Consider the following 23,571-nt stretch of genomic DNA (forward strand, 5'->3'; position numbering starts at 1 on the left):
TACCCGTAGGAGCGAGGCTTGCCCGCGATAGGTGCGCAGCACCGCTTACAGCTGCGCCAACAAATCCCGGGTCTTATCCAAAGCCATCTGCGCCCGCGCCAAGCCGCTCACACCCTGCTCCAGCAATTGCACCGTGGGAATCTCCAGGCTCAAGGGAATGTTAGCCGGCAAACAGCTCAACAACCCCGGCAAATCGCAATCACCGTCGCCTGGAAAACGTCGCTCGTTGCGCGCCTGACGCAAGATCTCGGCCATGTCCGCAGGCCTTGGCCCCGCCACATCACACAACTGCGCATACCGTAACCGTGAAGGCGCGACCCTGGCCAGTGCTTCCAGCCGCGACCCCGAACGATCAAAGTGAAATGCGTCCACCAACACTGCACCGTTTTCGCGCCCGGCCCCCTCGACAATGCGCACCGCTTGTTCAAGATCGCGCGCGTCGGTCCAGGGCATGAACTCCAAATGCGGATGCAGCCCATAAGACGCCGCCAGATCGCAAAGTTCGGCAAAGTTTTGCGTCATGCGCTGTTCGTCAGAATCGTTACCGGCCACCAGCAATTCACTGGCACCGAATTCGGCACCCACCGCCAGAATTTTCTCGAAATCGGCGACGACGGTGTCCGGTTTCAGCCGAAGGATTTCCACATCCAGTACACGAATGCCGGTATCGCGCAGACGCGCCAGGGTCTGGCGCCGTAAGTCAGCATCGGCCACCAGCGCGAAGTGATGTTCCTCTGGCGTGGCCGGCACCAGACGCAAACCGACATGGCTGTAACCTGCGCGCGCTGCCACTTCGACCATGTCCGGTGGCGACAGCTCCAGCACCGTCAGGCTGGCCAGGGAAAAAATACGTTCGCTCATGCTCAACCCTCGATCAACGATGGCGCACAAGCGCGGCCGGTTTCGGCGGCTTCGCGAATGGCTTCGATAAGCGCCAGTGTGCGCGCGGCATCGGCCGCACTCACCAGCGGCTCGACATCCCGGCGCGCAACCCGCACGAAGTGCTGCAATTGCAAGCGCAAGGCTTCATCGGCACTGAAGTGTTCCTGAGTCGCCAGCAAGGGCTCGTGCCAACCGCCATCGACCTCGGCGTAGTGCCAGCGTTTGAGTTGCGGGATGCTCAGTGCCCCACCGGTCCCGGCCAGCAAATAGCACGGTTGGTCGGCCTGACGCGGATACACCGGGTTCTCCCCCGCATCCAGCTCCCAACTCCAGGGCGCCGCCACCGCATCGGAACCAGTCAGGCTGCCGAGCGCTCCATTGTCGAACTGCAGCAGCACCGCCGCGCAATCCTCATTGGCAAACCCACGAATCGCGTTGCTGGTGATGGCCTGCACTTGACGCACTTCACCGCACAGATGCCGCAGCAGATCGAGGTCATGGATCAGGTTGGTCAATAACATCCCCGCCCCCGCCTCACGGCGCCATGCCGTTTCAAAGTAAGTGTCGGGCTTGCGCAACTGCCAGAGCGCCGTGACCGTGGTCAAACGCCCCAGGGCGCCGCTGTGGACAAGTTCATGGGCACGGACGATCAGCGGATTGTGGCGGCGATGATGGCCGACCAGCACCGGAACACCCGTGGTCTTCGTAGCGGTTACCAGTGTGCGGACTTCATCCATGCACACACCCACCGGCTTCTCCAACAGCACCGGAACGCCGGCGGCCAGGCAATCGAGCGCGGTACTGACGTGCAGATTATTCGGATTGGAGACGATGACGGCATCCGGCTTCGCCTGCTCCAGCATCTGACAGTGGTCAGCGAAATACGCCACACCCCATTTAGCCGCGAGACTTGCCGCCTGCAGCCCGGGATCGGACACCGCGCACAAGGTGGCTTCTGTCAGGGATTTCAAATGCCGGTAATGCTGCTGACCCATGTTGCCAGCACCGATCAGGGCGATGCGAAGGGGCGAATTCATGGAGCGGTCCTCTTGTGGTTATTGTCGGAGGGATGAAGCTCAACAATTTAGAACCGAGTTCCAGATTCTTACACCAACCAACTGCAAAAGTGTGCGAACAGCGCACACCATCTGTAGGAGCAATGCTTGCTCGCGATGCAGACGCCGCGGTGTTTCATGTAAGACCGCGGTATCGTTCATCGCGAGCAAGCTCTGCTCCTACAAGGAATGCGGCTAGCAGAACAACTCCGACGCCACACTCGCCGCCGACAATTCCTCGGTGAACGCCAATAACAACGGCGCCAACTCATGCAGCCGTGCCCCCGGCATCCGCGCACTCGGCCCGGCGATGCTCAGCACGCCAATCACCCGCCCATCCCCCGGATGACGCACCACCGCGGCAATCGCCGAGGTGCCCACGGCCGAGCTTTCCTCGACACAGGCATAGCCCTGCTCCCGCGCCAGCCGCAGGCGCTCCAGCAGTTCGATATTGGAACGCGGCGCATTCGGCCCCAATTCCACTGGTCGGTCCGCCGCCTGGCGCTCCACCAGCGACAGGGCTTCGGCATCGCTCATGGTCGCCAGCCAGGCATGGCCCGACGCGGTATAGAACAGCGGCGCATCACGGCCCATGTCCGGGTCGTAACGCAGCCCGGATCGAGCACCCTGGGACTTGGCGATCCAGGTCTGCCGATCGCCTTCGATCACGCCCAGACGCACCAGTTCGCCGGTTTCCTGCGCCAACCGGTCGAGCACCGGCTGCACGATATCGGCGCCACTGCTCGACAGATAACGAAACCCCATCGCCACCAGTTTGGTGGACAAGTGGTAGCGCAGGTTCTCCGGATTCTGTCGCACATAACCCAGGCGGATCAGCTCGGCGAGCAGGCGGTGAGTGGCGCTTTTGGGGATGTCCAGCTGCTCCGCCAGGGTCTGCATCGGCAGCCCACGCGGGTCGCTGGTGAGACTCTCAAGCACACTGAAAACACGTTCGATCTGACTGCCGGCCATAGGGGTTTCCACGCAAAATTTGCTCGATTCTAGAAGACAACGGTCGGAATCCGAAATCTGGAACTGACTGTCCGATAACCGCCCGTTTTACGCACCACCTTCTTGCCTTGCTCTCATCTGATTCTTATATTTTCTGGAATCCAATTCCAAAATATCAAAAATCGGAGCCCCAACAATGCCTGCCGAACCGCACTTTCTTCCCGACGTCGACTGCGATGTGCTGGTTGTCGGCTCCGGCGCGGCCGGGTTGTCAGCGGCGGTGACAGCCGCCTGGCATGGCCTGAAAGTCATCGTGGTCGAAAAAGACCCGGTGTTCGGCGGCGCCACGGCCTGGTCAGGTGGCTGGGCTTGGGTACCTTGCAACCCGCTGGCCCGGCGCGGCGGCATCATCGAGGACGTGGAGCAGCCGCGCACCTACCTCAAGCACGAGTTGGGCGAGCATTACCAACCATCGATGATCGATGCATTCCTTGAGGCCGGCCCGCACATGGTCGCCTTCTTTGAAAATCACACCTCGCTGCAATTCGCCGACGGCAACGCGATTGCCGATATTCATGGCGATACGCCAGGCGCCGGCACGGGTGGACGCTCGGTGATCGCGGCGCCGTACGACGCCCGAAAAGTCGGCAAGCTGCTAAAGCGTTTGCGTAAAACCATGCGCGAAACGTCCTTCATGGGCATGCCGATCATGGCCGGCACGGACCTCACCGCATTTCTGAACCTGACCCGTTCACTGTCAGCGGCCTGGCATGTCACCCGGCGATTTACCCGCCACCTGTTCGATCTCGCGATCCATGGCCGGGCGATGCAACTGGTCAACGGCGTGGCACTGGTGGCGCGCCTGGCAAAGTCCGCCGAAGACCTCGGCGTGCTGCTTTGGCAGTCGGCGCCGGTCACCCAATTGCTCCACGAACACCAGCAAGTACGCGGTGCCGTGGTCCGGACCGCCAAAGGTTCGGTGCGCATCACCGCGCGCAAAGCCGTGGTACTCGCCGCCGGTGGTTTCGCTAACGACATCGAGCGTCGCAAGGCGCTGTTCCCGCGCACCCCCACGGGCCATGAACACCTGGCCCTGCCGCCACTGGGCGTCTCCGGCGACGGCTTGCGATTGGGGGAAAGCGTCGGCGCGAAGGTGGACACCGATATGCAGTCCCCGGTCGCCTGGGCACCGGTTTCTCGGGTGCCACACGGCGACGGCAGCACGGGTCACTTCCCGCACATCATCGAACGAGGCAAACCGGGTGTGATTGGCGTACTGAGCAACGGCCAGCGCTTCGTCAACGAAGCCAACGGCTATTACGACTACGTCACGGCCATGGTTGCCGCCGCACCAGCGGGGGAAGAAGTCGCGTCCTGGCTGATTTGCAGCCACAGCTTTCAGCGACGTTATGGCCTGGGCATCTCTCGGCCATTTCCCGTACCGCTGTCGCCTTTCGTTCGCAGTGGCTATCTGAAAACCGGTAATACCCTTGAGGAATTGGCGTCAGCTTGCGACATCGACCCTGTCGGCTTGCGCAACACCGTGTCGGAATACAACCGCCATGCACACGCTGGTGAAGACCCACAATTCGGCCGTGGCTCGACGCCCTATAACCGCAAACAGGGTGATGCCTTACAACGGCCCAACCCCTGCGTCGCGCCGATCGAACAGGGTCCGTTCTACGCCGTGAAGGTCCAACCCGGCTGTTTCGGCACCTTCGCCGGACTCCAGGTCAATGAACACGCCCAGGTCCTCGACAATGCGGGACAGCCTATCGCCGGGCTATACGCGGCAGGCGGCGACATGGCCAGCATCATGGGTGGCCACTACCCCGCTGGCGGCATCAACATCGGCCCGGCGCTGACCTTCGGTTACATCGCCGCACGCCACATTGCAGGAATCACCGCTTACGAACAGAACATCGACCAATAACCATCGTCTTACCAATCCTTACAGATTTCTCCGATATCGTTCAGCCAGTGCGGTTATTCATGGACCCGGCGATACCCGCCCCATCAACCCATGAGAGACCGCCAACATGATATGGAACAAGGCAAGACGCAGCGACAACGTGAATGACACACGCAAGGGCAAGGATGCCCGTACACACACAGGGACAATCCTGGGCGCCGGACTGGTCGCCGTGGCACTGGCCAGTGCGGGACTTTATTCGATGCAGAGTGATGTGCCGTCGGCGCTTTCAGACATACCGGCGCCACTCGCTGCCGCCATCGACACCCAACCCGAACCGGATCTGCAACTGATGTTTGTCCAGTCAGTGCTGGGCGAGACAGAAGACACCTGGACGCAGCTTTTTGCACAAACAGGGCGGCACTACGCACCGCCCTCGCTGACACTGTTCGACGATGGCGTGACCTCGGCCTGTGGATTTGCCAGTTCTGCAATCGGGCCTTTCTATTGTCCGGGCAACCAACATGTGTATCTCGACCTGGCCTTCTTCGCGAAACTGGAGCAGCAATTTTCAGTGGTCGGCGACTTCGCCCGTGCCTACATCATCGCCCACGAAATCGGCCATCACGTGCAACTGGCACTGGGAATGTCCGAACCGCTCGAACAAGCCTTACTGGAGCACAAACCCGTCACGGGCGATGGCGGCCTGGAGGTGCGAGGGGAGTTGCAGGCCGATTGCCTGGCCGGCGTCTGGGCCCACCATGCGCAACAGCGTCTGGGCTGGTTGGAGTCTGGCGATATTGCAGCCGCATTGCATGCCGCCGCCGCATTTGGTGACGACAACTTGCAGCGCTCCCAAAATGCTGTCATCAGGCCGGACACATTCAGCCACGGCACCTCCGAGCAGCGCGTGAGCTGGTTCAAGACCGGTTTTGACACAGGTCGCACAGACGCCTGCGACACCTTCACCGCGACCGAACTGTAGGAGCTGCCGCAGGCTGCGATCTTTTGAACTTGCCTTTAAAAGATCGCAGCCTCGTTTCACTCGTCAGCTCCTACAGTAGGAAAGTATCCGCCTGTCTCATATCCCCCTCTCTACCGAACCTGCAGCGCCCAGGACTGTCTGACGACCGGACTGGCGCCGGTCCTACTCAGCAGCAACACTCATCGCACGAACAATCAGAGGACTCCCACATGCTATGGAAAAAAGGCCGGCGCAGCGACAACGTGGTCGATGCCCGTGGCGATGATGTCGGCGGTGGCGGTGGAGGCATGCGTTTCGGTGGCGGCAAGGGCCTGAGCCTGACAGCGATCCTGCTGATTGTCGGCATCGGCTGGATCACCGGCCAGGACCCGATGCAGATCCTCGGCCAACTGACGGGCCAGATGGGCCAACAGTCGGCACCAGCCACCAACCAGACCCGCCAGGCACCACCGGCCAATGATGAAGGGGCCGAATTCGTGCGCTCGATCCTCGGCGACACCGAAGACACCTGGCGCCAGGTGTTCCAGCAGGCAGGCCGGCAATACAAGGACCCGACCCTGGTGCTGTTCAGCAATCGCGTCAACTCGGCCTGTGGCCTGGCCACCTCGGCGACCGGTCCGTTCTATTGCCCGGCGGACCAGAAGGTCTATCTGGACATGTCGTTTTTCCAGGAGATGTCACAACGTTTTCGGGCCGCGGGTGACTTCGCCCAGGCCTACGTGATCGCCCATGAAGTCGGACACCACGTGCAAACCTTGCTCGGGGTGTCGGCGAAGATTCAGGCCGCTCGCCAACAGGGCCGGCAAATGGAAGGCGACGGCGGCTTGCTGGTCCGTCAGGAACTGCAAGCCGATTGCCTGGCCGGGGTCTGGGCCAACAATGCGCAGCAGCGCCTGAACTGGTTGGAACCGGGCGACATCGAAGAAGCACTGAACGCCGCCAATGCCATCGGCGACGATCGCTTGCAACAACAGGGTCAGGGCCGTGTGGTACCGGACTCGTTTACCCATGGTACGTCAGCGCAACGGGTGCGCTGGTTCAAAACCGGATTCGCACAAGGCCAGGTCGGCCAATGCGATACCTTCTCGGCGAAAAATCTGTAAATGAAAAAATGGTTGTTGATGTTGCTGTTCACTTGCGCGGGCCCTTTCACAAGCACTTGGGCTGACGAGCATGGGGTCAAGGAGATCAGTCCGGGGCGTCTGTTGTTGAAATCAGGTGAGATGGCAGTGGGTATCAGCCCCGCCCCGTCAAAAATCGAACGCGTATTGATCATCGTCCACGGTCGCTTGCGCAACGCGCAAACCTATCTGCAGAGCGGCGAACACGCGGCCGAACTGGCCGGGCAGAGTGCGACGACCCTGGTGATCGCCCCGCAATTTCTCAATGAGACCGACATTGCGCTACACCCGGTGGCCGACACCGTATTGCGCTGGCAAGGCAATGAATGGATGGCCGCTGGCGAATCCACCGCACCGTTTCGCCTGAGTTCCTACCAAGCCCTGGACGAAATCGTCGCCCGACTGGGTGATCGCCAACAGTTTCCGGACGTGAAGCAAATCGTCATCGCCGGACACTCCGGTGGCGCTCAGGTCGTTCAGCGCTACGCCCTGCTTGGGCACGATCAACCTGCGCTGCAAGCGGCGGGCGTCAAGGTGCGTTACGTGATTGCCAACCCATCAACCTATGCGTACTTCGATGAGCGGCGACCAGTGGCCTTCAGCCACGCCGGCTGCCCGGACTTCAATCGCTGGAAGTACGGGCTGGCGAATCTGCCCGCCTACGCCGAAGGACAAACCGCCGCGCAATTGCAGGAAAAATACCTCCAGCGCGACATCGTTTATCTGCTGGGACAGCAGGACACCGACCCGAACCAACGGGCACTGGATAAAAGCTGCGAAGCGAAGGCTCAGGGACCGTATCGATTGGCCCGTGGGCGTTTTTACTTTGACTATCTGAAGCGGCTGCAACCGCAAGGGTTGAATCAGCAACTGGTCGAGGTGCCCGGGGTCGGGCATGACGGGGATGGGATGTTTACCTCGCCTGAAGGGCAGAAGGCGTTGTTTCAATAGTCGCCAAAAGATCGCAGCCTTCGGCAGCTCCTACAGGGTGTACTCGATTCCCATGTAGGAGCTGCCGAAGGCTGCGATCTCTTGATCTTCAATTTCAAGCCGAAAGCATTTCCAGCAATGCCACACAATCGGCCGCATGCCAATCCGTCAATTCCGGCCACGGATTATCCGGCAAATTCACCAACACCGTCCGCGCCCCTGCCGCGCGCCCGCAGTCGAGATCGAAGCGGTAATCACCGACCATGACCATCTCACTGGCCGGCACCTTCCACGCCTCGGCCAGTTTCAACAAACCACCGGGATGCGGTTTTGGCGGCGCTTCATCGCGGCCCAACACGTCCTCCACGGCGAAACAGTCAGCCAGGCCGATGGCCTCCAGAGTGACATGGGCCAGCTCACGGGCATTGCGCGTGAGAATGCCCAGTCGGTACCCACGTCCAGCCAGCTCGCGCACCAGTTCCACAGCACCCGGTGCCGGCTTCGAACCCAACGCCAGATCCCGCTCGTGCTCCAGCAGCCACGCATGTTTGGCCGCCGCTTCATCGGCGGGCAGCGCGGCGAGGTGAGTCAGAATGTCGTGTTCAGGCGGGATCGCCAGCGCCACGCGAATCGCCGCGAAGTCATGCACGGCCACCGTCAAGGTGCCGTCCATGTCGAACACCCAATGACGCACATCGGCCAGGCTCATGCCCAATCCTTGCGATGGCGAATCAGGCCTTCCTGAGTGACCGAGGCCACCAGTTGCCCGGCACGGTTGAACACACTGCCACGGGAGAACCCCCGGGAGTTGCCGGCCCATGGGCTGTCCATCGCGTAGAGCAACCAGTCATCGGCGCGCAGATCCTGGTGGAACCACAGCGCGTGGTCGAGGCTGGCGACCTGCATGTCCTTGTGCCAGACCGATTTGCCGTGGGGCTGCATCGAGGTGGTCAGCAAGCCGAAGTCCGAGGCGTAGGCCAGCAGGTATTTGTGCAACGCCGGGGTGTCAGCCAGAGCACCGTCGGCGCGAAACCAGGCGTACTTGATCGGATCGGAGGGTTTCGGGTTGTAAGGGTCTTTCTCGGTAATGGGGCGAAACTCGATCGGCTTCGGGCACAGCAGTTTTTCACGCATTTTTTCCGGAATCAGGTGCGCTCTCTGCTGGGTGATCTCCAGTTCCGAGGGCAGGTTTTCCGGGCCGACCACTTGCGGCATCTCGGACTGATGCTCGAAACCCGCTTCGTCGTACTGGAATGAAGCGCTGCCGGTGAAAATCGGCTGCCCCTTCTGGATCGCCGTCACCCGGCGCGTGCTGAAACTGCCGCCATCGCGGACGCGATCAACCTGATAGACCACCGGCAAGCCGGCATCGCCCGGACGCAGGAAGTAACCGTGCATCGAATGTACGTGACGTGTTTCCTCTACGGTCTGACTGGCCGCCGACAGCGACTGGCCGAGCACCTGACCGCCGAACAACTGACGAAAACCCAAGTCCTGGCTGCGACCACGGAACAGGTTTTCTTCAATGGGCTCCAGGGTCAACAAGTCCACCAGATCTTCCAACACTTGGCTCATTCAGACTCTCCTCACACAACGCAATGCCGCGCAGTCCTGGCTGCGTCGGTCGATTCAGTTTCTGGCCTGTGCCAACTTGAGGGTCATTGTAAACAACCGTGTCGGGTTATCCATGCAAGGTTTGCAGCCATTGTTCACGACTGATGCGATAAAGCACGTGATGACGCAGGGGGTGATCGACGACGAGCTTCGGATGATCGAAGTCATCGGCGGGGTCATGGTGCATGCCGATCGCCTGCATGACTTTCTGCGAAGGCAAGTTGTTATCGGCGGTAAACGAGACGATCTCGTTCAGCGGCAACCGGTCAAACCCGCAGCGCAGAGCGGTCCACGCCGCTTCACTGGCGTACCCCAGGCCCCAGTGCTCCCGAGCCAGGCGCCAACCGATTTCAGTGGCCGGCGTGAACGGCGCATCGAATCCGACCACGCCAAGCCCGGTAAAACCAATGAACTGCCCGGTGTCCTTGCGCTCCAGTGCCCACAGGCCAAACCCGTGCTCAGCAAAATGCCCCCTGATTCGCCCGATCAATGAAGCGCTTTCCAGCCGGCTCAGCGGCGCGGGAAAATAACGCATGACCTGCGGGTCGGCACACATCGCCGCAAAGTCCGGCAAATCCTCGTCACGCCACTGGCGCAACAACAACCGTGCACTTTCGAGTTCCAATATCGGTTCCATCGTCCCCCGCCCCCTCAGTCAGGATGTCGCAAGTCTACAACGCTGGTAGGATTCGTCTCTCACTCCTGTACGCCTTTTATAGACAAAGTAGTCATGCCCCTGCCGCTGATTTATCACGAAGACTACAGTCCCGAGTTTCCGGCGGATCACCGCTTCCCCATGGACAAATTTCGCCTGCTGCGCGATCACCTGGTGGACAGCGGCCTAGTCTGCGACGCCGATCTGTTACGCCCGGAGCTTTGCCCGCCGGACATTCTCGCCCTCGCCCATGACCCTTCGTATATCGAGCGCTACATGGGTGGCGAACTGTCCCGCGAAGATCAACGACGCCTGGGCCTGCCCTGGAGCGAAGCCCTGGCCCGGCGCACGGTGCGGGCGGTCGGCGGCTCCCTGCTGGCGGCCGAGCAGGCACTGGAGCATGGCCTGGCCTGTCACCTGGCTGGCGGCACCCACCATGCTCACTACGATTACCCCGCTGGCTTCTGCATCTTCAATGACCTGGCAGTGATCAGCCATTTCCTGCTGGAAAGTGGCCGGGTCAACCGGGTGTTGATCTTCGATTGCGATGTGCACCAGGGCGATGGCACTGCACGCATCCTGCACAACACCCCGGAGGCGATTACCGTTTCCCTGCATTGCGAGAAGAATTTTCCCGCTCGCAAAGCCGAAAGTGACTGGGACATTCCGCTGCCCAACGGCATGGGCGATGCCGATTACCTCAAAGTAGTGGACGACGCGCTCAACTACTTGCTGCCGCTGTATCAACCGGATCTGGTGCTGTATGACGCCGGTGTCGATGTGCATAAAGATGACGCACTGGGTTACCTGAAACTGACGGACCAAGGTGTGGCTGCCCGCGATGAAAGCGTGATGCGCCATTGCCTGGGCCGCGACATTCCGGTGGTCGGGGTGATCGGCGGCGGTTACAGCAAGGACCGCAAGGCCTTGGCCCGCCGCCATGGCATTCTCCATCACAGCGCGCAGCGGGTGTGGCAGTCATCAGGTTGTCACTGAGTTGTGGATGCTTTACCCACAATGCCTGTGGAACCGCCTGTGGATAACCTGAGCGAAAGGGACTACAGGCCTTACTGACCTTGGGCTACAGAGCACTGATCATTTTTTGATCGCTATTTTTTTCAAACACACCACCGATCACTGTAGGAGCGAGCCTGCTCGCGATGGACTCGAGAACAACGCGGGGTGTCAGGCTTCCCGAGTTATCGTTGACGACCATCGCGAGCAGGCTCGCTCCTACAGAGGGCAGGGCTGGTAGAATGCCCGGCTTCATTCCGCCAAACCGCAGCGCACCCATGACCCAGCACTCCACTATCTCCCCTTCCCACGTCGCCATCATCGGCGGCGGTCCCGCCGGATTGATGGCGGCTGAAGTGCTGAGCCAGGCCGGGATCAAGGTCGACCTGTACGACGCCATGCCTTCGGTGGGACGAAAATTCCTCCTGGCCGGCGTCGGTGGCATGAACATCACCCATTCCGAAGCCTACCCGGCCTTCCTCTCGCGCTACGCCGAGCGGGCCCCGCAGATTGCGCCGCTGCTGCGCAGCTTCGGCGCCGATGCGTTGTGCCAATGGATTCACGGCCTGGGTATCGAAACCTTTGTCGGCAGCTCCGGCCGGGTCTTCCCGGCCGACATGAAAGCCGCGCCCTTGCTGCGGGCCTGGCTCAAGCGTCTGCGCGACGCCGGCGTTGTTATCCACACCCGGCATCGCTGGCTCGGTTGGGATGAGCACGGCCACTTGCTTATCCACAGCCCCGACGGCGAAAAAACCGTCCAGGCAGACGCCACCCTGCTCGCCCTCGGCGGCGGCAGTTGGGCGCGCCTGGGCTCAGACGGCGCCTGGATGTTGCCTCTGGAGCAACGCGGCGTAGGACTGGCGCCGCTGCAACCGAGCAATTGCGGCTTCGAGGTGCAGGCCTGGAGCGAATTGATGATCAGTAAATTCGCCGGCGCCCCGCTGAAAAACATCGCCATCGGTTTGAACGACGATATTCCACGATTGGGCGAATGCGTGATCACCGCGACTGGCATCGAAGGGAGTTTGATTTACGCCTTGTCGGCACCGATCCGCGAGGCCATCAATCGGCACGGTTCGGCAACGATTCATCTCGACCTGTTGCCGGGCCGGCCTGTGGATAAAGTCCTGGCTGCGCTGAACAAGCCCCGTGGTTCGCGTTCGATGAGCAAGCATCTACACAGCCAACTCGGCATCGACGGCGTGAAGGCCGCGCTGTTGCGCGAGCTAACCTCTGCCGAAACCTTCGCCGACATGGCATTGCTGGCCCAGGCGATCAAGGCCTTGCCTATGACGCTGGTCAAAACCCGGCCGTTGGATGAAGCCATCAGCAGCGCTGGGGGTGTGTTGTTCGAGTCGATGGATGAGCGATTGATGCTCAAGCAGGTGCCGGGCGTGTTCTGCGCGGGGGAAATGCTCGATTGGGAAGCGCCGACGGGGGGCTATTTACTGACCGCGTGTTTCGCCAGTGGGCGTGCGGCGGGGTTGGGGATGGTGGAGTGGTTGCGGCGCCAGGACTGAAGACCGTGGCGAGCCCATCGCGGGCAAGCCTCGCTCCTACGGATAGATGGTGCCCTTGTAGGAGCGAGGCTTGCCCGCGAAGGCGGCTTAACAGACGCTAAAGCAAATCAAGGCTTACGCTTGCGCGGCCCGGTATTGAACACCGGCACTTTTCGCACAGGCTTGACCGAAGGCTCCGGCGCAGAAACCTCCCCGCTGTCCACCCACTTCCCGAGGTTGCGCTTGCCGCCACCACCGGACGTCTTCGGTTTCTTCGGCTTTTTCGGTTTCTTGATCACCTGGCCGCTGGCATCGGTCTCCGGCACACGGTGCTCGGGCTCGAAGTCCGGCTCGTTCTGACGCTTCAACGTCTGACGGGTCAACATCTCGATGGCTGACAGAAGATTCACTTCATCGGCGCACACCAGCGAAATGGCCTCACCGGTCGAACCCGCACGTCCGGTACGACCGATCCGGTGGATGTAATCCTCGGCCACGATCGGCAAGTCGAAATTGACCACCAGCGGCAAGTCTTCGATGTCCAGGCCACGGGCGGCGACATCGGTGGCCACCAGGATCTGTATGTCGCTGGCCTTGAAGCGGTCCAGTGCGCGTTGGCGCGTCGCCTGGGGCTTGTCGCCGTGGATGCCATCAGCATTGACGCCCAGGCCCTGGAGTTTCTCCACCAACGCATCCACGCCGTTACGGGTCTTGGCGAACACCAATACCTGCTTCCACTTGCCCTTGCGCATCAAGTGCACGAACAGTTCCGGTTTGCGCTTCTTGTCGACCGTCACGATCCATTGCTTGACGGTATTGGCTGCCACGTTGCGCGGGCTGACTTCGATGCTCAGCGGATCGTTGAGCATCTGCCCGGCCAGCAGGCGGATGTCATCGGAAAAGGTGGCGGAGAACAGCAGCGTCTGACGCTTCTTCGGCAGCGCACGGTAAATGTTCGCCAATTCCTCAGAAAACCCCAGGTCGAGCATGCGATCGGCTTCGTCCAGCACCAGGGTTTGCAACTGATTGAACTTCAGCGCGTTCTGGCGGAACAGGTCGAGCAAGCGGCCCGGGGTCGCGACCAGCAGGTCCACGCCGCCACGCAGCTTCATCATTTGCGGATTGATGCTGACGCCGCCGTACACCGCATAGGTGCGCAACGGCAGGTTCTCGGCGTACTGGCGCACGGCTTCGTGGACCTGCTCGGCCAGTTCGCGGGTCGGCACCAGGATCAGCGCACGCACCGAATTGGCGGCGACTTTCGGCCCTTCCATGGCCAGCAATTGCAGGAGCGGCAAAGCGAAGCCGGCGGTCTTGCCGGTGCCGGTTTGGGCGGCGGCCATCAGGTCGCGGCCGGCCAGCACCGCCGGAATGGCTTGTGCCTGCACCGGCGTCGGCGTCTGGTAGCCGAGCTTCTCGAGGGAGCGCAGCAAGGGATCGATCAGGCCAAGGGTGGCGAAAGTCATGGAAGTACCGTAGGAAAATTGAGCGCGGGTTGTGCAAAACAAGTGTGCAAAACAAGAGTGCAATGGCGCGCAGTTTACCCTAATTCACACGGGATTCCGCCGACACCACCGGTGGCACGACCTGCGCCACTGGTTGTTTCGGTGTGCGACGCCACTGCGGCAGACCAATCAGCACCACGGCGCTGATGATCACCAGCATGGCCAACGCTTCTTCGATACCAATGGTCTCGCCGACAAACACGATCCCCAACAACACCGCCACTGCCGGGTTGACGTAGGCATAACTGGTGGCCGCCGCCGGCCGCACGTGTTTCAGCAGGTACATGTAGGCGTTGAAGGCGATGATCGAACCGAACACGGTCAGGTACGCCAGCGCAGCCCAGCCTTCGATCGGTGGCATCTTTTCCAGGTGCTCGCCGCTGATCACGCTGCCGATCAGCAACACCACCCCGCCCACCAGCATTTCCACGGCACTGGCCATGGCGCCCTGGGGTAGCGGCAAGTGTTTGCTCCACACCGAGCCGAAGGCCCAGGTGGCCGCCGCAAAAATCAGCAGGGCAGCCCCCAACGGGCTCGATTGCAGGTTGGAGCCCAAGTTGAGCATGACGATGCCGATCATGCCGAGCACGACGCCCGCCCATTCCAGACGGGTGTTGCGCGCGCCCCAGAAATAGCCACAGAGCAAGGTAAACAGCGGCACCGTCGCCACCGCCAACGCCGCCACACCGGAAGCCACGCCCGTGTGTTCGGCCACGCTGACCGCACCGTTGCCGCACGCCAGCAGCAATACGCCAATGATCCCGGCAGCTTTCCATTGCGCCCAGGTCGGTGCCGGCGCCCCGCGCCAGCGCAGGTAGGCGTACATCAAAGTGCCGGCGATCACGAAGCGCACGCCTGCGAGCAGCAAGGGCGGCCAGTACTCCACGCCGATGCGAATCACCAGATAAGTCGAGCCCCAAATCACGTACAAGGCGAAAAAGGCAGCGATCAACGGTAACGGAAAGCGACGTAGGCCGGACATGATGGGCAGCTCGCAGGCAGAACAGATGAACGGCTATTCTAGAAAGGCTGGCGCGGGAAAATAAGTTACAAAACCTGTTTAAAGCGCCAGTACACTTTTCAAATCACGGAGTTCGTGGCAATAAACCGTGTTTTCGAAAGTCGGCCATTTTTCAGGAGCCACCCCGATGGATAAGTACGACCGCATGCTGCTCAGCGCCCTGCTGGAAAACGGTCGCGCGTCCTACGCGGACCTCGCGCGCAAGGTCAATCTGTCCGCCCCGGCCGTGGCCGAACGCGTGGCCAAGCTCGAAGCCAGCGGCGTGATTACCGGTTACCAGGCCAAAGTCGACATGTCCAAGGTCGGCCTGCCGATCCAGTGCGTGATCGAACTGCGCCTGAACCAGCACGGCAATCAGAAAGCCTACGACGAGCTGATTCAGATCCCGCAATTGACCGAATGCCACCGAGTGACAGGCGATCCGTGCGTGATCATGCAGGCGGCGGTGGGCTCGATGCCGGAACTGGAAGAGTTGATCAACCGGGTGGCGCAGTTCGGGTTCAGCAAGACATCGATCGTGCTGTCCAGCGCCATCGAAAAGCGCGTGCCATTGAGGCAGTTGGAAGGCAATGGCAAATAGCATTTGCGTAGGAGCCGGCTTGCTGGCGATAGCGGTTTAGCATTCAACATTGATTGAGGCCGATACACCGCAATCGCCAGCAAGCCGGCTCCTACAGGGTTGAGGTGATTCAGCGATAACGCTTGAGATGTTCGCCCACCTTCGCCGCCGGCACTTTCTGCAATTTGCACAGCAGATCATGGGATAACTCCTGAACTCCGTGTTTTTGGCGCAGCTCTTCAGCCAGATGCGCGGTCAAGTTAGCCGCCATCTCGGCATCGGCCATGGCTCGGTGAGCCTTGCCGGTGTGGGGTAGGTTGGCGAAGGTGGTGAGGGTGCCGAGTTTGTGGTTCGGTGCCGCGGGCATCAGGCGCCGTGCCAGCAACAACGAGCAGGCAAAGTTCTGCAGGCGGGTACGCTTGATGCGCCCCAGCTCGAAGTCCCAGAACTTCTGGTCGAATGCCGCGTTGTGCGCCAGCAGTGGCGTGGTGCCGACGAACTCGTTGACTTCGTTCATCACCTGTTCGGCCGAGGGTGCGCTACGCAGCATGGCGTTGCTGATGCCGGTGAGTTGTTCGATGAAGGCGGGGATACGCACGCCGGCATTCATCAGGCTCTGGTAACGCTCGACGATGCGTCCCTGCTCAAGGATCACTACGGCAATTTCCGTGGCCCGGCAGCTGCTGCTCGGGGAGATCCCGGTGGTTTCAAAGTCGATGACTGCGATGCGTTCCAAACCTGTTTGAACTCCGTAAAAATCAATTTTTGAGCAGCAACGCGCCTTCGATCGGCACGTAGCGACTGGCGGCGCGGATCAGCGAGTTGGCGGTCAGGCCCGGTACGCCGTAGGCCACCGCTTGCACGCCATGCTTGCTGATGATGCGTTCGAGCAGCATGTCGAAATCACCGTCGCCGGACGCCAACACCACTTCGTCGACATGGTCGGCGGCGTCCATCACATCGAGGGTAATGCCCACGTCCCAGTCGCCCTTGGCCGAGCCGTCGCTGCGCTGGATATAGGGTTTGAGCTTCACGGTGAAACCGAGGTTGCGCAGGATCTGCTGGAACTGCTGCTGTTTGCTGTCGCCACGGTCGATGGCGTAAGCGTAGGCCTCGACAATCTGCCCCTGCTTGCTGATTTCAGCCCACAGCGCGGCATAGTTGAAGTGGCAACCGTAGGCCTGACGCACGGTGTAATAGAGGTTCTGGACATCGGCGAACACAGCGATTTTCTTCACCGCAACATCCCCTTGGCGCGCAGGCAAGATCAGGCAACCGGCCCGAAAAGTCGTCCAGTATGCCAGCCTGAAGGAGGATTGTGGCGAGGGGATTCATCCCCGTTCGGCTGCGCAGCGGTCGTAAATACGACCAACTCGGTCTATCTAGGCAGACGCGGGGGGGGCTGCTTCGCAGCCCAACGGGGATGAATCCCCTCGCCACAGGTGGATCAAAATCAATCAGACGAAGGAATCGTCGTCGCCACCAAAGAACGATGAGTTGTCATCGCTGTAGTCAGCATCGGCAAAGCCGCCCTGGTCATTGCCCCAGGAGTCATTACCGGCCATGCGCTGGTCATTGCCCCAGCCATTGTTGCCCTGATCGTTGACCTGGGCCGGTTCTTCCTTAATGACTTCGACGATTTCCTGCGGTTGCTGATTGTGATGAAACAGGCTGCTGATACCTTGCGCCAGCATTACGCCACCCGCGACGCCAGCGGCGGTTTTCAGCGCACCGCCGAGGAAGCTGCTGCCGGCCATCGGCGCCGCTTGCTGTGGGGCATAGTTCTGTTGCGGTGGCGCACCGAAGTTCTGCTGCGGTGGCTGCGAATTGAACGAGGACCGTCCCGGTTCGCGCCATCCGCCACCGTTCGACACGGGCGCGCTCAGGCTCGGGATCGGCGCAGGCTGCGGATCACGGGAACTGCCACCAAAAATACTCGACAGGAAACCACCACTGCTCGGCGCCGGAGCCGCGGTCTGCGCCCTGGCTTGTTGCAGATCGGCCTGCAATTGCTGAATTTGCGCGTTGAGTTGTTGGTTCTGTTCATCGAGGCGCTTGATCGCCGCCTCTTGCACCAGAATGGCCTGGGTCATGAAATAACCTGCCGCCGGTTGGCGGTTCAGGTGTTCCTTGATCCGCGCCTCGGCCTGGGCGTCGCGCGGGGCTGCCTCCGTTTCGGCCTGTTGCAGCCGGGAAAACAGTCCATCGATCAGGGTTTGCTCTTCGCTGTTCATGGCGACCTCGTAGATTGCCGGGGGAAATCGTTGCCCTTGTCCCCTTGAGGATAAGGTGCCCGACCTTAATGGAGGCTGAAACAAGTTGTTTCAATGACCTTTACCGAACGTTTACGTTTGCGCCCTCCTCCTTGTCATCGGTTAAAGTGAGCCACTGTTCCCACCTGCGATCCCGACTGATGAATCCGTTCGATGTACTGCGTGACTCTCTGTATTTCTTCAAGCGCAATCTGAGCCAGATCGTGCAGCTGTGCCTGCCGCTGGTGATTGTCGAGGCTTTGCTGCAACAAGTGGTCGATCACTCCACCGAGCCGGACAGCTTCCCCGGCATCAGCGTGATCGTCGGCCTGCTGGTGTATCCGCTGTACACCGCCGCCCTGATCCTGTTCCTCGATGCCCGTAGTCGTGGCGAATCGCCCAGCAATCGCGAGCTGCTGTCCCGGTCCGCCTACCTTTGGCCGCGCTTCGCCTTGCTGACCGCCCTCAATACCCTGCTGATTCTGCTCGGCCTGTCGCTGTACTTCCTGCCAGGTATCTATCTGATGGTGACCCTGGCGTTCGGCGAGTACTTGCTGGTACTGCGTGGCATGGCGCCGCTGGCGGCCATGAAGGAAAGCCTGCGCCTGAGCCGCGGACACTTCATCCGCATCCTGGTGTGCATTCTGTGTGTGATGGGGCCATTGTGGCTGCTCAAGGGCGCGACCATGGCGGCCTATCCCGAACCGCAGAACCCGGTGATTTCGCTGCTGATCGACAGTGCCCACAGCTTCCTGCAACTGTTCACCAGCGTGGTGCTGTTCCGCCTGTTCATGCTGATCACGGATGTACCGGAAAAAATCGACGGGCCACGCTGACCTTGGGTGACCGACCGTCAGTCGGGTATGCTCGGCGGCAATTTCCGTAACGCGATAAGCCGAGCCATGACCCGACTGCTGCGCTACACCCTGCCGGTATTAATCCTGCTCGGCCTGGCAGGCGCAATGATCCACAGCCTGACCTGGCGCCCCGCCGCCCGTGAAGTACTCCCCATCAGTTGCAGCAGCAAGGCGCCGACCCTGGCTCCCGGCCAGGCCTTGAAAGTCATGACCTGGAACGTCCAGTACCTGGCGGGCAAGCGCTACGTGTTCTGGAATGACCTGGCGGCCGGCCCCGACGACTCACCTACCCCTGAAGACATGGCCTTCAGCCTCGATGAAGTGGCGCGGGTGATTCGTGACGAACAACCGGACGTTGTGCTGCTGCAGGAGCTCGATGACGGCGCCAAGGCCAGCGATTACCAGAACCAACTCAAGCTGTTGCAGGAACGGGTCGCCGACCTGTATCCGTGCAGTGCCCATGCGTTCGACTGGAAGGCTGACTTCGTCCCTGATCCGCATATCTTTGGCAGCGTCGGCCGACAACTGGCAACCCTGAGCCGCTACCAGATCGCACATGCCCAGCGCCTGCAATTACCGGTGGCGCAGGCCAACCTGATCAGCCGCCAGTTCCAGCCGAAAAACGCTTTACTGATTGCCTACCTGCCGCTCAACGACGGTGCTCAGATCGCGGTGCTCAATACGCACCTGGACCGCGCAACGCAACCCGACGAAACGCTGCAAGCCCAGGTGGCGGCCGTGGCCAAGACCCTGGACAAGCTCGAAGGCCGCGGTACGCCGTGGTTGATCGGCGGTGATTTCAATCTGTTGCCGCTGGGTCAATACCAACGCCTGCCCAGCGAGCAACGCACGCCCTATTCCGCCGACAGCGCACTGCATGTGCTGTGGGACAAATACCCGATGATCCCCACCAACAACGAAGCCAGCGGCATCGACCGTGCGCGCTGGCTGACTCACTACCCGAACGATCCGGGCCTCAACGGGCCGGACCGTACCGTCGACTACCTGTTTTACAGTCCGCGGATCAAGCGAGTGGAGGCAATGGTCAGGCAGGACGATACCTTGCGTATTTCCGACCATTTGCCGGTGATCGCCCGATTCCTGCTCCCAGCTTCACCTTGACTTGTAGGAGCGAGGCTTGCTCGCGAGTCGACATTGATCTTGGATGTACCGACTCTGCCCTGTAGGAGCAAAGCTTGCTCGCGATAGCAGTGTGTCACCCTGTGTTGATGTTGGATGTGCCGACGTAATCGCGAGCAAGCTTTGCTCCTACAGGATTTGCGTCGATATCCAGTGCGATCACGCCGGGTTCCAGTCATCCGGGATAACCGCAATCACGTCGATCTCCATCAGCCACTGAGGCTGGCCAAGCCCGGAAATCACCAGCCCCGTGGAGATCGGGAACACGCCCTTCAACCACTTGCCGATCACTTGGTAAACCGGCTCGCGGTAACGCGGGTCGATGATGTAGGTGGTGGTTTTGACGATGTGAGAAAGATCGCTGCCCGCCTCTTCCAACAGCTGCTTGACGTTTTTCATCGCCTGTTCGGCTTGTGCGGCGGGGTCGCCAAGCCCCACGAGGTTGCCCTCGAAATCGGTGCCGATCTGGCCTCGGACATACACCGTGTTGCCCGCCCTCACGGCTTGGCAAAGGTCATTGTCCAGCGACTGATTGGGATAGGTATCCTTGGTATTGAACATGCGAATTCGAGTATGAGTAGGCACTGACTGACTCCCCTGAAACTTGATTGATGATCGATTCTTAACGCTGCGATGGATCTCGGTATTCGAGGTACTGGCGCTGGGTGGCAATGTGACCAGCGACATGCTTGGCGTCGTGCCAGACGCCCCAGATAAAGCTCGATCCACGACGCGACAGCCACGGCAGCCCCACGAAATAAACACCTGGCTCGCTCGACACACCGCGCTGGTGACGAGGCTTGCCCTTGTCGTCGAACGCATCGACCTGCAGCCAGTTGTAATCAACGGCGTAACCGGTCGCCCAGATGATCGAAGTGATACCCGCCTCGGCCAGATCCAGCTCCAGGATCGGATGGGCCATGCAATCCGGGTCGGGCAGCATGAACCGGGCTTCGGGCTCTTCCGGCAGGTCAAGGCCATTGCGCGCGATGTAGGCATCCGCCGCATCCAGCAATGACAAGTAGTTCTCGTCGCCAGCCGCGATGTTTCGCACCAGATCCTGCTGGAACGTCACCACACCGTCGTTGAAGGACTGCGTCAGCCCCACCAGCGTGACGCCCTGCCTGGCGAGCCCACGGAAATCGACGGTCTGGCCGCCACGGGCGCCGCTGACCGCGATGGTCACGTGCTCGCGCCCCGGCTGCATGACCTCGGCATCCCACAGCCCCAGAACCCCCAGCCACCAGCAAAAGTCACGATTGCGATAGGCGCGAGGCGGACGATCATGCTGACCGACCGACAGATAGACTTGCTTGCCCGCGCGCTGCAGTTCATCAGCGATCTGGACACCGGACGAGCCCGCGCCCACCACCAGCACGCCGCCCTCGGGCAGTTGCTGCGGGTTGAAGTATTGGGCCGAATGAATTTGCGTGATCCGCTCGTCTTTCGGAGCAATCGGTGGAATGACCGGACGCTGGAAAGGACCGGTTGCCGCCACCACACGATTGGCTTCGATCACCCCTTCGGAAGTTTCGATGGTGAAACCCGGACGGTCGGCGTTGCGCACCACTTTTTTAACTTCGACACCGGTACGGATCGGCGCTTCGAACTTCTCGGCATAGGCTTCGAAGTAAGCCGCGACGCGATCTTTCGAGGCGAAGGCATCTGGCGCCAAGTCTTCAAACGCCAAGCCGGGGAAACGGTCATGCCAGACCGGACCATTGGCCACCAGCGAATCCCAGCGACCCGTGCGCCACGCTTCTGCAATACGGTTGCGCTCCAGAACAAGGTGCGGAACGCCGAGCTTGCTCAAATGTTCACTCATGGCGACGCCAGCCTGGCCGGCCCCGACAACAAGCGTATCTATTTCGATCTTATTAGTTGTCATGCTTGTGCCCTTAAGAGAGACGACTATGGCGCGCCGAGTCGCGACGGATCAGCCGTTTAAATAAACAAGTTCAGAAGTCTTAACTTTGCTTGCGGGGTGTTTTTTTATTTTGCGCGGTAACTGCAAATAGCGAAATTATGTTTTTTGTAGTTGTTACTTATGAAAAAACTACTTAACAACCTGTAGGAGCGAGCATGCTCGCGATGTTCTCAAGAACGCAGCGTTAAACCTGCAAGTACGCGTTATCGTTAAGGACCATCGCGAGCATGCTCGCTCCTACAGTTATTGTTTAAAGCACGCCGATTTCCTGAGCCGTTCTATCCACCGCAATCTTGGTCTTGGCGACAAGTTCGTCGAGTTCACCGCGTGTCGCGATCAATGCCGGGGCCATGATCATGCGGCCCAGGGTCGAACGGATGATCACGCCTTCCTCGAAACCAATCGTGCGGCAGCGCCAGGCGATGTCGCCTTCGTTGGCAAAGCGCTTGCGAGTGGCCTTGTCTTGGGCGAACTGCAACGCCGCCACAAGCCCCGTGCCCTGGATCTCCCCCACCAGCGGATGATTACCGAACACCTCGCGCAGACAATTTTGCAGATAAGGGCCGGTGTCATTTTTCACTTCGGTGACGACACCTTCATCACGCAGCGCCGTAAGGTTGGCAATGGCGACGGCAGCGGCCACCGGGTGGCCGGAATAGGTCAGGCCGTGGGCAAAGACACCGCCCTGCTCCACCAGCACCTCGGCCATGCGCCGGCTCAGGACCAGCCCGCCCATCGGGATGTAGCCCGAGGTCAGGCCCTTGGCGATCGACAGGGTGTCCGGCTGGAAATCGAAGTGCTGGTGAGCAAACCATTCACCGGTGCGCCCGAAACCACCGATCACCTCGTCCGCACACAGCAGCACGTCGTATTGGCGGCAGATCCGCTGGATTTCCGGCCAGTAGCTTTCCGGTGGGAAAATCATGCCGCCGGCACCCTGGAAAGGCTCGGCGATGAAGGCGGCGACGTTCTCGGCACCCAGTTCGAGTATCTTTTCTTCCAGCTGCCGGGCAGCGCGCAGGCCGAATTCGGCCGGGGTCAGATCACCTTCGTGAGCGAACCAGTAAGGCTCATCGATGTGCGCGACGTCAGGAATCACACCGCCCATGTCGTGCATGAACTTCATGCCGCCCAACGCCGTGGCGCCCAGGGTCGAGCCGTGATAACCGTTCCAGCGACCGATCATGATCTTCTTCTGCGGCTTGCCGAGAATCTGCCAGTAGCGGCGCACAGTACGAATCAACACCTCGTTGGCTTCGGAGCCGGAGTTGGTGTAGATCGCGTGGCTGTAGTGCTTGGGCAACAAACTGAACAGCAACTCGGACAACTCGACCACCGCCGGGTGGGTGGTGTGGAAGAACATGTTGTAGTACGGCAACTGCTCCAGTTGGCGAGTCGCCGCGGCGGCCAGGTCTTTGCGCCCATACCCCAGGTTGGTGCACCACAGGCCCGACATGCCATCGAGGTAGCGATTGCCATCGTTGTCCCACAGGTGCAGGCGCTCACCACCGACGATGACGCGAGGGCCTTCTTCGTTCAACGCCTTTTGATCAAGAAAGGCATGGATGTGGTGGGCCGCATCGCTGGCTTGATAGTCGCGGGTATCGCGCTGGGGTTTGTAGTCTGTTGTCATTGTTATTCTCCGTTTCCCATCCACGCACATTTAAAAGTGCGCAGAAAGTTACTTGAAAG

24 protein-coding genes are annotated in these 23,571 nt (G+C 60.6%); 9 read left to right on the top strand and 15 right to left on the bottom strand.

Annotation, left to right across the window (positions count from 1 at the left end; all coding sequences use genetic code 11):
* Positions 1–45: 45 nt before the first annotated feature.
* The 3 genes from ABTV22_RS26080 to ABTV22_RS26090 form a co-directional block, all read right to left on the bottom strand.
* Entirely contained in the window at positions 46–861 is an 816-nt protein-coding gene (locus ABTV22_RS26080; protein WP_433737243.1) for a sugar phosphate isomerase/epimerase family protein, read from the bottom strand.
* 2 nt (positions 862–863) lie between these two features.
* Complete coding sequence (locus ABTV22_RS26085) at positions 864–1,919, bottom strand: Gfo/Idh/MocA family protein (RefSeq protein WP_433737245.1); 1,056 nt, start codon at positions 1,917–1,919, stop codon at positions 864–866.
* A 213-nt stretch (positions 1,920–2,132) separates the two neighbouring features.
* Positions 2,133–2,909 (bottom strand): IclR family transcriptional regulator, encoded by a 777-nt coding sequence (locus ABTV22_RS26090; RefSeq protein ID WP_433737246.1) that lies wholly within the window; start codon positions 2,907–2,909, stop codon positions 2,133–2,135.
* A 175-nt stretch (positions 2,910–3,084) separates the two neighbouring features.
* On the opposite strand from ABTV22_RS26090, the gene ABTV22_RS26095 reads away from it, so the two are divergent.
* From ABTV22_RS26095 to ABTV22_RS26110, 4 genes are all read left to right on the top strand, one after another.
* Positions 3,085–4,821 carry an FAD-dependent oxidoreductase gene (locus tag ABTV22_RS26095; protein WP_433737247.1) on the top strand — a complete coding sequence of 579 codons (1,737 nt, stop codon included), beginning with the start codon at positions 3,085–3,087 and terminating at the stop codon, positions 4,819–4,821.
* Between the two features lie 106 nt (positions 4,822–4,927).
* A complete protein-coding gene (gene ypfJ, locus ABTV22_RS26100; RefSeq protein WP_433737248.1) occupies positions 4,928–5,785 on the top strand; it encodes a KPN_02809 family neutral zinc metallopeptidase in 858 nt (285 codons plus the stop codon).
* Between the two features lie 209 nt (positions 5,786–5,994).
* Positions 5,995–6,888 (top strand): KPN_02809 family neutral zinc metallopeptidase, encoded by an 894-nt coding sequence (gene ypfJ, locus ABTV22_RS26105; protein WP_433737249.1) that lies wholly within the window; start codon positions 5,995–5,997, stop codon positions 6,886–6,888.
* A complete protein-coding gene (locus ABTV22_RS26110; RefSeq protein WP_433737250.1) occupies positions 6,889–7,857 on the top strand; it encodes an alpha/beta fold hydrolase in 969 nt (322 codons plus the stop codon).
* Between the two features lie 94 nt (positions 7,858–7,951).
* Here ABTV22_RS26110 and ABTV22_RS26115 read toward each other — a convergent pair whose 3' ends face one another.
* The 3 genes from ABTV22_RS26115 to ABTV22_RS26125 form a co-directional block, all read right to left on the bottom strand.
* On the bottom strand, positions 7,952–8,545 hold the full coding sequence (locus tag ABTV22_RS26115; RefSeq protein ID WP_433737251.1) for an HAD family hydrolase: 594 nt from the start codon (positions 8,543–8,545) through the stop codon (positions 7,952–7,954).
* A complete protein-coding gene (gene tesB / locus ABTV22_RS26120) occupies positions 8,542–9,411 on the bottom strand; it encodes an acyl-CoA thioesterase II (protein ID WP_433737252.1) in 870 nt (289 codons plus the stop codon). The genes ABTV22_RS26115 and tesB overlap by 4 nt, the downstream gene beginning before the upstream one ends.
* Before the next feature lie 106 nt (positions 9,412–9,517).
* Positions 9,518–10,087, bottom strand: coding sequence for a GNAT family N-acetyltransferase (locus tag ABTV22_RS26125; protein ID WP_433737253.1), 570 nt, complete (start codon positions 10,085–10,087; stop codon positions 9,518–9,520).
* Positions 10,088–10,180: 93 nt separating this feature from the next.
* On the opposite strand from ABTV22_RS26125, the gene ABTV22_RS26130 reads away from it, so the two are divergent.
* Positions 10,181–11,101 (top strand): histone deacetylase family protein, encoded by a 921-nt coding sequence (locus ABTV22_RS26130; RefSeq protein WP_433737254.1) that lies wholly within the window; start codon positions 10,181–10,183, stop codon positions 11,099–11,101.
* Between the two features lie 85 nt (positions 11,102–11,186).
* Here ABTV22_RS26130 and ABTV22_RS26135 read toward each other — a convergent pair whose 3' ends face one another.
* Positions 11,187–11,399 (bottom strand): hypothetical protein, encoded by a 213-nt coding sequence (locus ABTV22_RS26135; RefSeq protein ID WP_433737255.1) that lies wholly within the window; start codon positions 11,397–11,399, stop codon positions 11,187–11,189.
* Between ABTV22_RS26135 and ABTV22_RS26140 the strand changes: the two genes are divergently transcribed.
* Entirely contained in the window at positions 11,398–12,639 is a 1,242-nt protein-coding gene (locus tag ABTV22_RS26140; RefSeq protein ID WP_433737256.1) for a TIGR03862 family flavoprotein, read from the top strand. The two genes, ABTV22_RS26135 and ABTV22_RS26140, sit on opposite strands and share 2 nt — an antisense overlap.
* 107 nt (positions 12,640–12,746) lie before the next feature.
* On the opposite strand, the gene ABTV22_RS26145 is transcribed toward ABTV22_RS26140, so the two are convergent.
* Both ABTV22_RS26145 and yedA read right to left on the bottom strand, forming a co-directional pair.
* Positions 12,747–14,084, bottom strand: a complete 1,338-nt coding sequence (locus ABTV22_RS26145) for a DEAD/DEAH box helicase (protein ID WP_433737257.1) — start codon at positions 14,082–14,084, stop codon at positions 12,747–12,749.
* Positions 14,085–14,163: 79 nt separating this feature from the next.
* Positions 14,164–15,105, bottom strand: coding sequence for a drug/metabolite exporter YedA (yedA, locus tag ABTV22_RS26150; protein WP_433737258.1), 942 nt, complete (start codon positions 15,103–15,105; stop codon positions 14,164–14,166).
* Between the two features lie 166 nt (positions 15,106–15,271).
* On the opposite strand from yedA, the gene ABTV22_RS26155 reads away from it, so the two are divergent.
* Positions 15,272–15,724, top strand: a complete 453-nt coding sequence (locus tag ABTV22_RS26155) for an Lrp/AsnC family transcriptional regulator (protein ID WP_433737259.1) — start codon at positions 15,272–15,274, stop codon at positions 15,722–15,724.
* A 109-nt stretch (positions 15,725–15,833) separates the two neighbouring features.
* Here the strand turns inward: ABTV22_RS26155 and ABTV22_RS26160 are convergent, their stop codons facing one another.
* From ABTV22_RS26160 to ABTV22_RS26170, 3 genes are all read right to left on the bottom strand, one after another.
* Positions 15,834–16,439 (bottom strand): 3'-5' exonuclease, encoded by a 606-nt coding sequence (locus tag ABTV22_RS26160; RefSeq protein WP_433737260.1) that lies wholly within the window; start codon positions 16,437–16,439, stop codon positions 15,834–15,836.
* A 22-nt stretch (positions 16,440–16,461) separates the two neighbouring features.
* Entirely contained in the window at positions 16,462–16,941 is a 480-nt protein-coding gene (locus tag ABTV22_RS26165; RefSeq protein WP_110965011.1) for an NYN domain-containing protein, read from the bottom strand.
* Positions 16,942–17,160: 219 nt separating this feature from the next.
* Positions 17,161–17,937, bottom strand: coding sequence for a DUF2076 domain-containing protein (locus tag ABTV22_RS26170; RefSeq protein ID WP_433737261.1), 777 nt, complete (start codon positions 17,935–17,937; stop codon positions 17,161–17,163).
* Between the two features lie 179 nt (positions 17,938–18,116).
* Between ABTV22_RS26170 and ABTV22_RS26175 the strand changes: the two genes are divergently transcribed.
* Both ABTV22_RS26175 and ABTV22_RS26180 read left to right on the top strand, forming a co-directional pair.
* Positions 18,117–18,791 carry a YciC family protein gene (locus tag ABTV22_RS26175; protein ID WP_433737262.1) on the top strand — a complete coding sequence of 225 codons (675 nt, stop codon included), beginning with the start codon at positions 18,117–18,119 and terminating at the stop codon, positions 18,789–18,791.
* A 66-nt stretch (positions 18,792–18,857) separates the two neighbouring features.
* Positions 18,858–19,934 (top strand): endonuclease/exonuclease/phosphatase family protein, encoded by a 1,077-nt coding sequence (locus ABTV22_RS26180; protein WP_433737263.1) that lies wholly within the window; start codon positions 18,858–18,860, stop codon positions 19,932–19,934.
* A 177-nt stretch (positions 19,935–20,111) separates the two neighbouring features.
* On the opposite strand, the gene ABTV22_RS26185 is transcribed toward ABTV22_RS26180, so the two are convergent.
* The 3 genes from ABTV22_RS26185 to ABTV22_RS26195 form a co-directional block, all read right to left on the bottom strand.
* Positions 20,112–20,537, bottom strand: coding sequence for a RidA family protein (locus tag ABTV22_RS26185; RefSeq protein ID WP_433737264.1), 426 nt, complete (start codon positions 20,535–20,537; stop codon positions 20,112–20,114).
* A gap of 37 nt (positions 20,538–20,574) precedes the next feature.
* The gene (locus ABTV22_RS26190; RefSeq protein WP_433737265.1) at positions 20,575–21,840 is read right to left on the bottom strand and encodes a flavin-containing monooxygenase; all 1,266 of its coding nucleotides are present in this window, start codon (positions 21,838–21,840) and stop codon (positions 20,575–20,577) included.
* Between the two features lie 289 nt (positions 21,841–22,129).
* Positions 22,130–23,512: an aspartate aminotransferase family protein gene (locus ABTV22_RS26195; RefSeq protein ID WP_433737266.1), complete on the bottom strand. Its 1,383-nt coding sequence runs from the start codon at positions 23,510–23,512 to the stop codon at positions 22,130–22,132.
* Positions 23,513–23,571 lie beyond the last annotated feature (59 nt).

The sequence above is a fragment of the Pseudomonas putida genome (genome assembly GCF_050990305.1).
Lineage (GTDB): Bacteria > Pseudomonadota > Gammaproteobacteria > Pseudomonadales > Pseudomonadaceae > Aquipseudomonas > Aquipseudomonas putida_AH.

Bases quoted from the DNA above. Each gene is read 5' to 3' on its own strand.
- ABTV22_RS26130 (WP_433737254.1), top strand. From the start codon at position 10,181: ATGCCCCTGCCGCTGATTTATCACGAAGACTACAGTCCCGAGTTTCCG.
- ABTV22_RS26085 (WP_433737245.1), bottom strand. From the start codon at position 1,919: ATGAATTCGCCCCTTCGCATCGCCCTGATCGGTGCTGGCAACATGGGT.
- tesB (WP_433737252.1), bottom strand. From the start codon at position 9,411: ATGAGCCAAGTGTTGGAAGATCTGGTGGACTTGTTGACCCTGGAGCCC.
- ABTV22_RS26090 (WP_433737246.1), bottom strand. From the start codon at position 2,909: ATGGCCGGCAGTCAGATCGAACGTGTTTTCAGTGTGCTTGAGAGTCTC.
- ABTV22_RS26135 (WP_433737255.1), bottom strand. From the start codon at position 11,399: ATGGGTGCGCTGCGGTTTGGCGGAATGAAGCCGGGCATTCTACCAGCC.
- ABTV22_RS26175 (WP_433737262.1), top strand. From the start codon at position 18,117: ATGAATCCGTTCGATGTACTGCGTGACTCTCTGTATTTCTTCAAGCGC.
- ypfJ (WP_433737249.1), top strand. From the start codon at position 5,995: ATGCTATGGAAAAAAGGCCGGCGCAGCGACAACGTGGTCGATGCCCGT.
- ABTV22_RS26170 (WP_433737261.1), bottom strand. From the start codon at position 17,937: ATGAACAGCGAAGAGCAAACCCTGATCGATGGACTGTTTTCCCGGCTG.
- ABTV22_RS26180 (WP_433737263.1), top strand. From the start codon at position 18,858: ATGACCCGACTGCTGCGCTACACCCTGCCGGTATTAATCCTGCTCGGC.
- ABTV22_RS26115 (WP_433737251.1), bottom strand. From the start codon at position 8,545: ATGAGCCTGGCCGATGTGCGTCATTGGGTGTTCGACATGGACGGCACC.
- ABTV22_RS26145 (WP_433737257.1), bottom strand. From the start codon at position 14,084: ATGACTTTCGCCACCCTTGGCCTGATCGATCCCTTGCTGCGCTCCCTC.
- ABTV22_RS26110 (WP_433737250.1), top strand. From the start codon at position 6,889: ATGAAAAAATGGTTGTTGATGTTGCTGTTCACTTGCGCGGGCCCTTTC.
- ABTV22_RS26190 (WP_433737265.1), bottom strand. From the start codon at position 21,840: ATGACAACTAATAAGATCGAAATAGATACGCTTGTTGTCGGGGCCGGC.
- ABTV22_RS26095 (WP_433737247.1), top strand. From the start codon at position 3,085: ATGCCTGCCGAACCGCACTTTCTTCCCGACGTCGACTGCGATGTGCTG.
- ABTV22_RS26155 (WP_433737259.1), top strand. From the start codon at position 15,272: ATGGATAAGTACGACCGCATGCTGCTCAGCGCCCTGCTGGAAAACGGT.
- ABTV22_RS26125 (WP_433737253.1), bottom strand. From the start codon at position 10,087: ATGGAACCGATATTGGAACTCGAAAGTGCACGGTTGTTGTTGCGCCAG.
- ypfJ (WP_433737248.1), top strand. From the start codon at position 4,928: ATGATATGGAACAAGGCAAGACGCAGCGACAACGTGAATGACACACGC.
- ABTV22_RS26140 (WP_433737256.1), top strand. From the start codon at position 11,398: ATGACCCAGCACTCCACTATCTCCCCTTCCCACGTCGCCATCATCGGC.
- ABTV22_RS26080 (WP_433737243.1), bottom strand. From the start codon at position 861: ATGAGCGAACGTATTTTTTCCCTGGCCAGCCTGACGGTGCTGGAGCTG.
- ABTV22_RS26195 (WP_433737266.1), bottom strand. From the start codon at position 23,512: ATGACAACAGACTACAAACCCCAGCGCGATACCCGCGACTATCAAGCC.
- yedA (WP_433737258.1), bottom strand. From the start codon at position 15,105: ATGTCCGGCCTACGTCGCTTTCCGTTACCGTTGATCGCTGCCTTTTTC.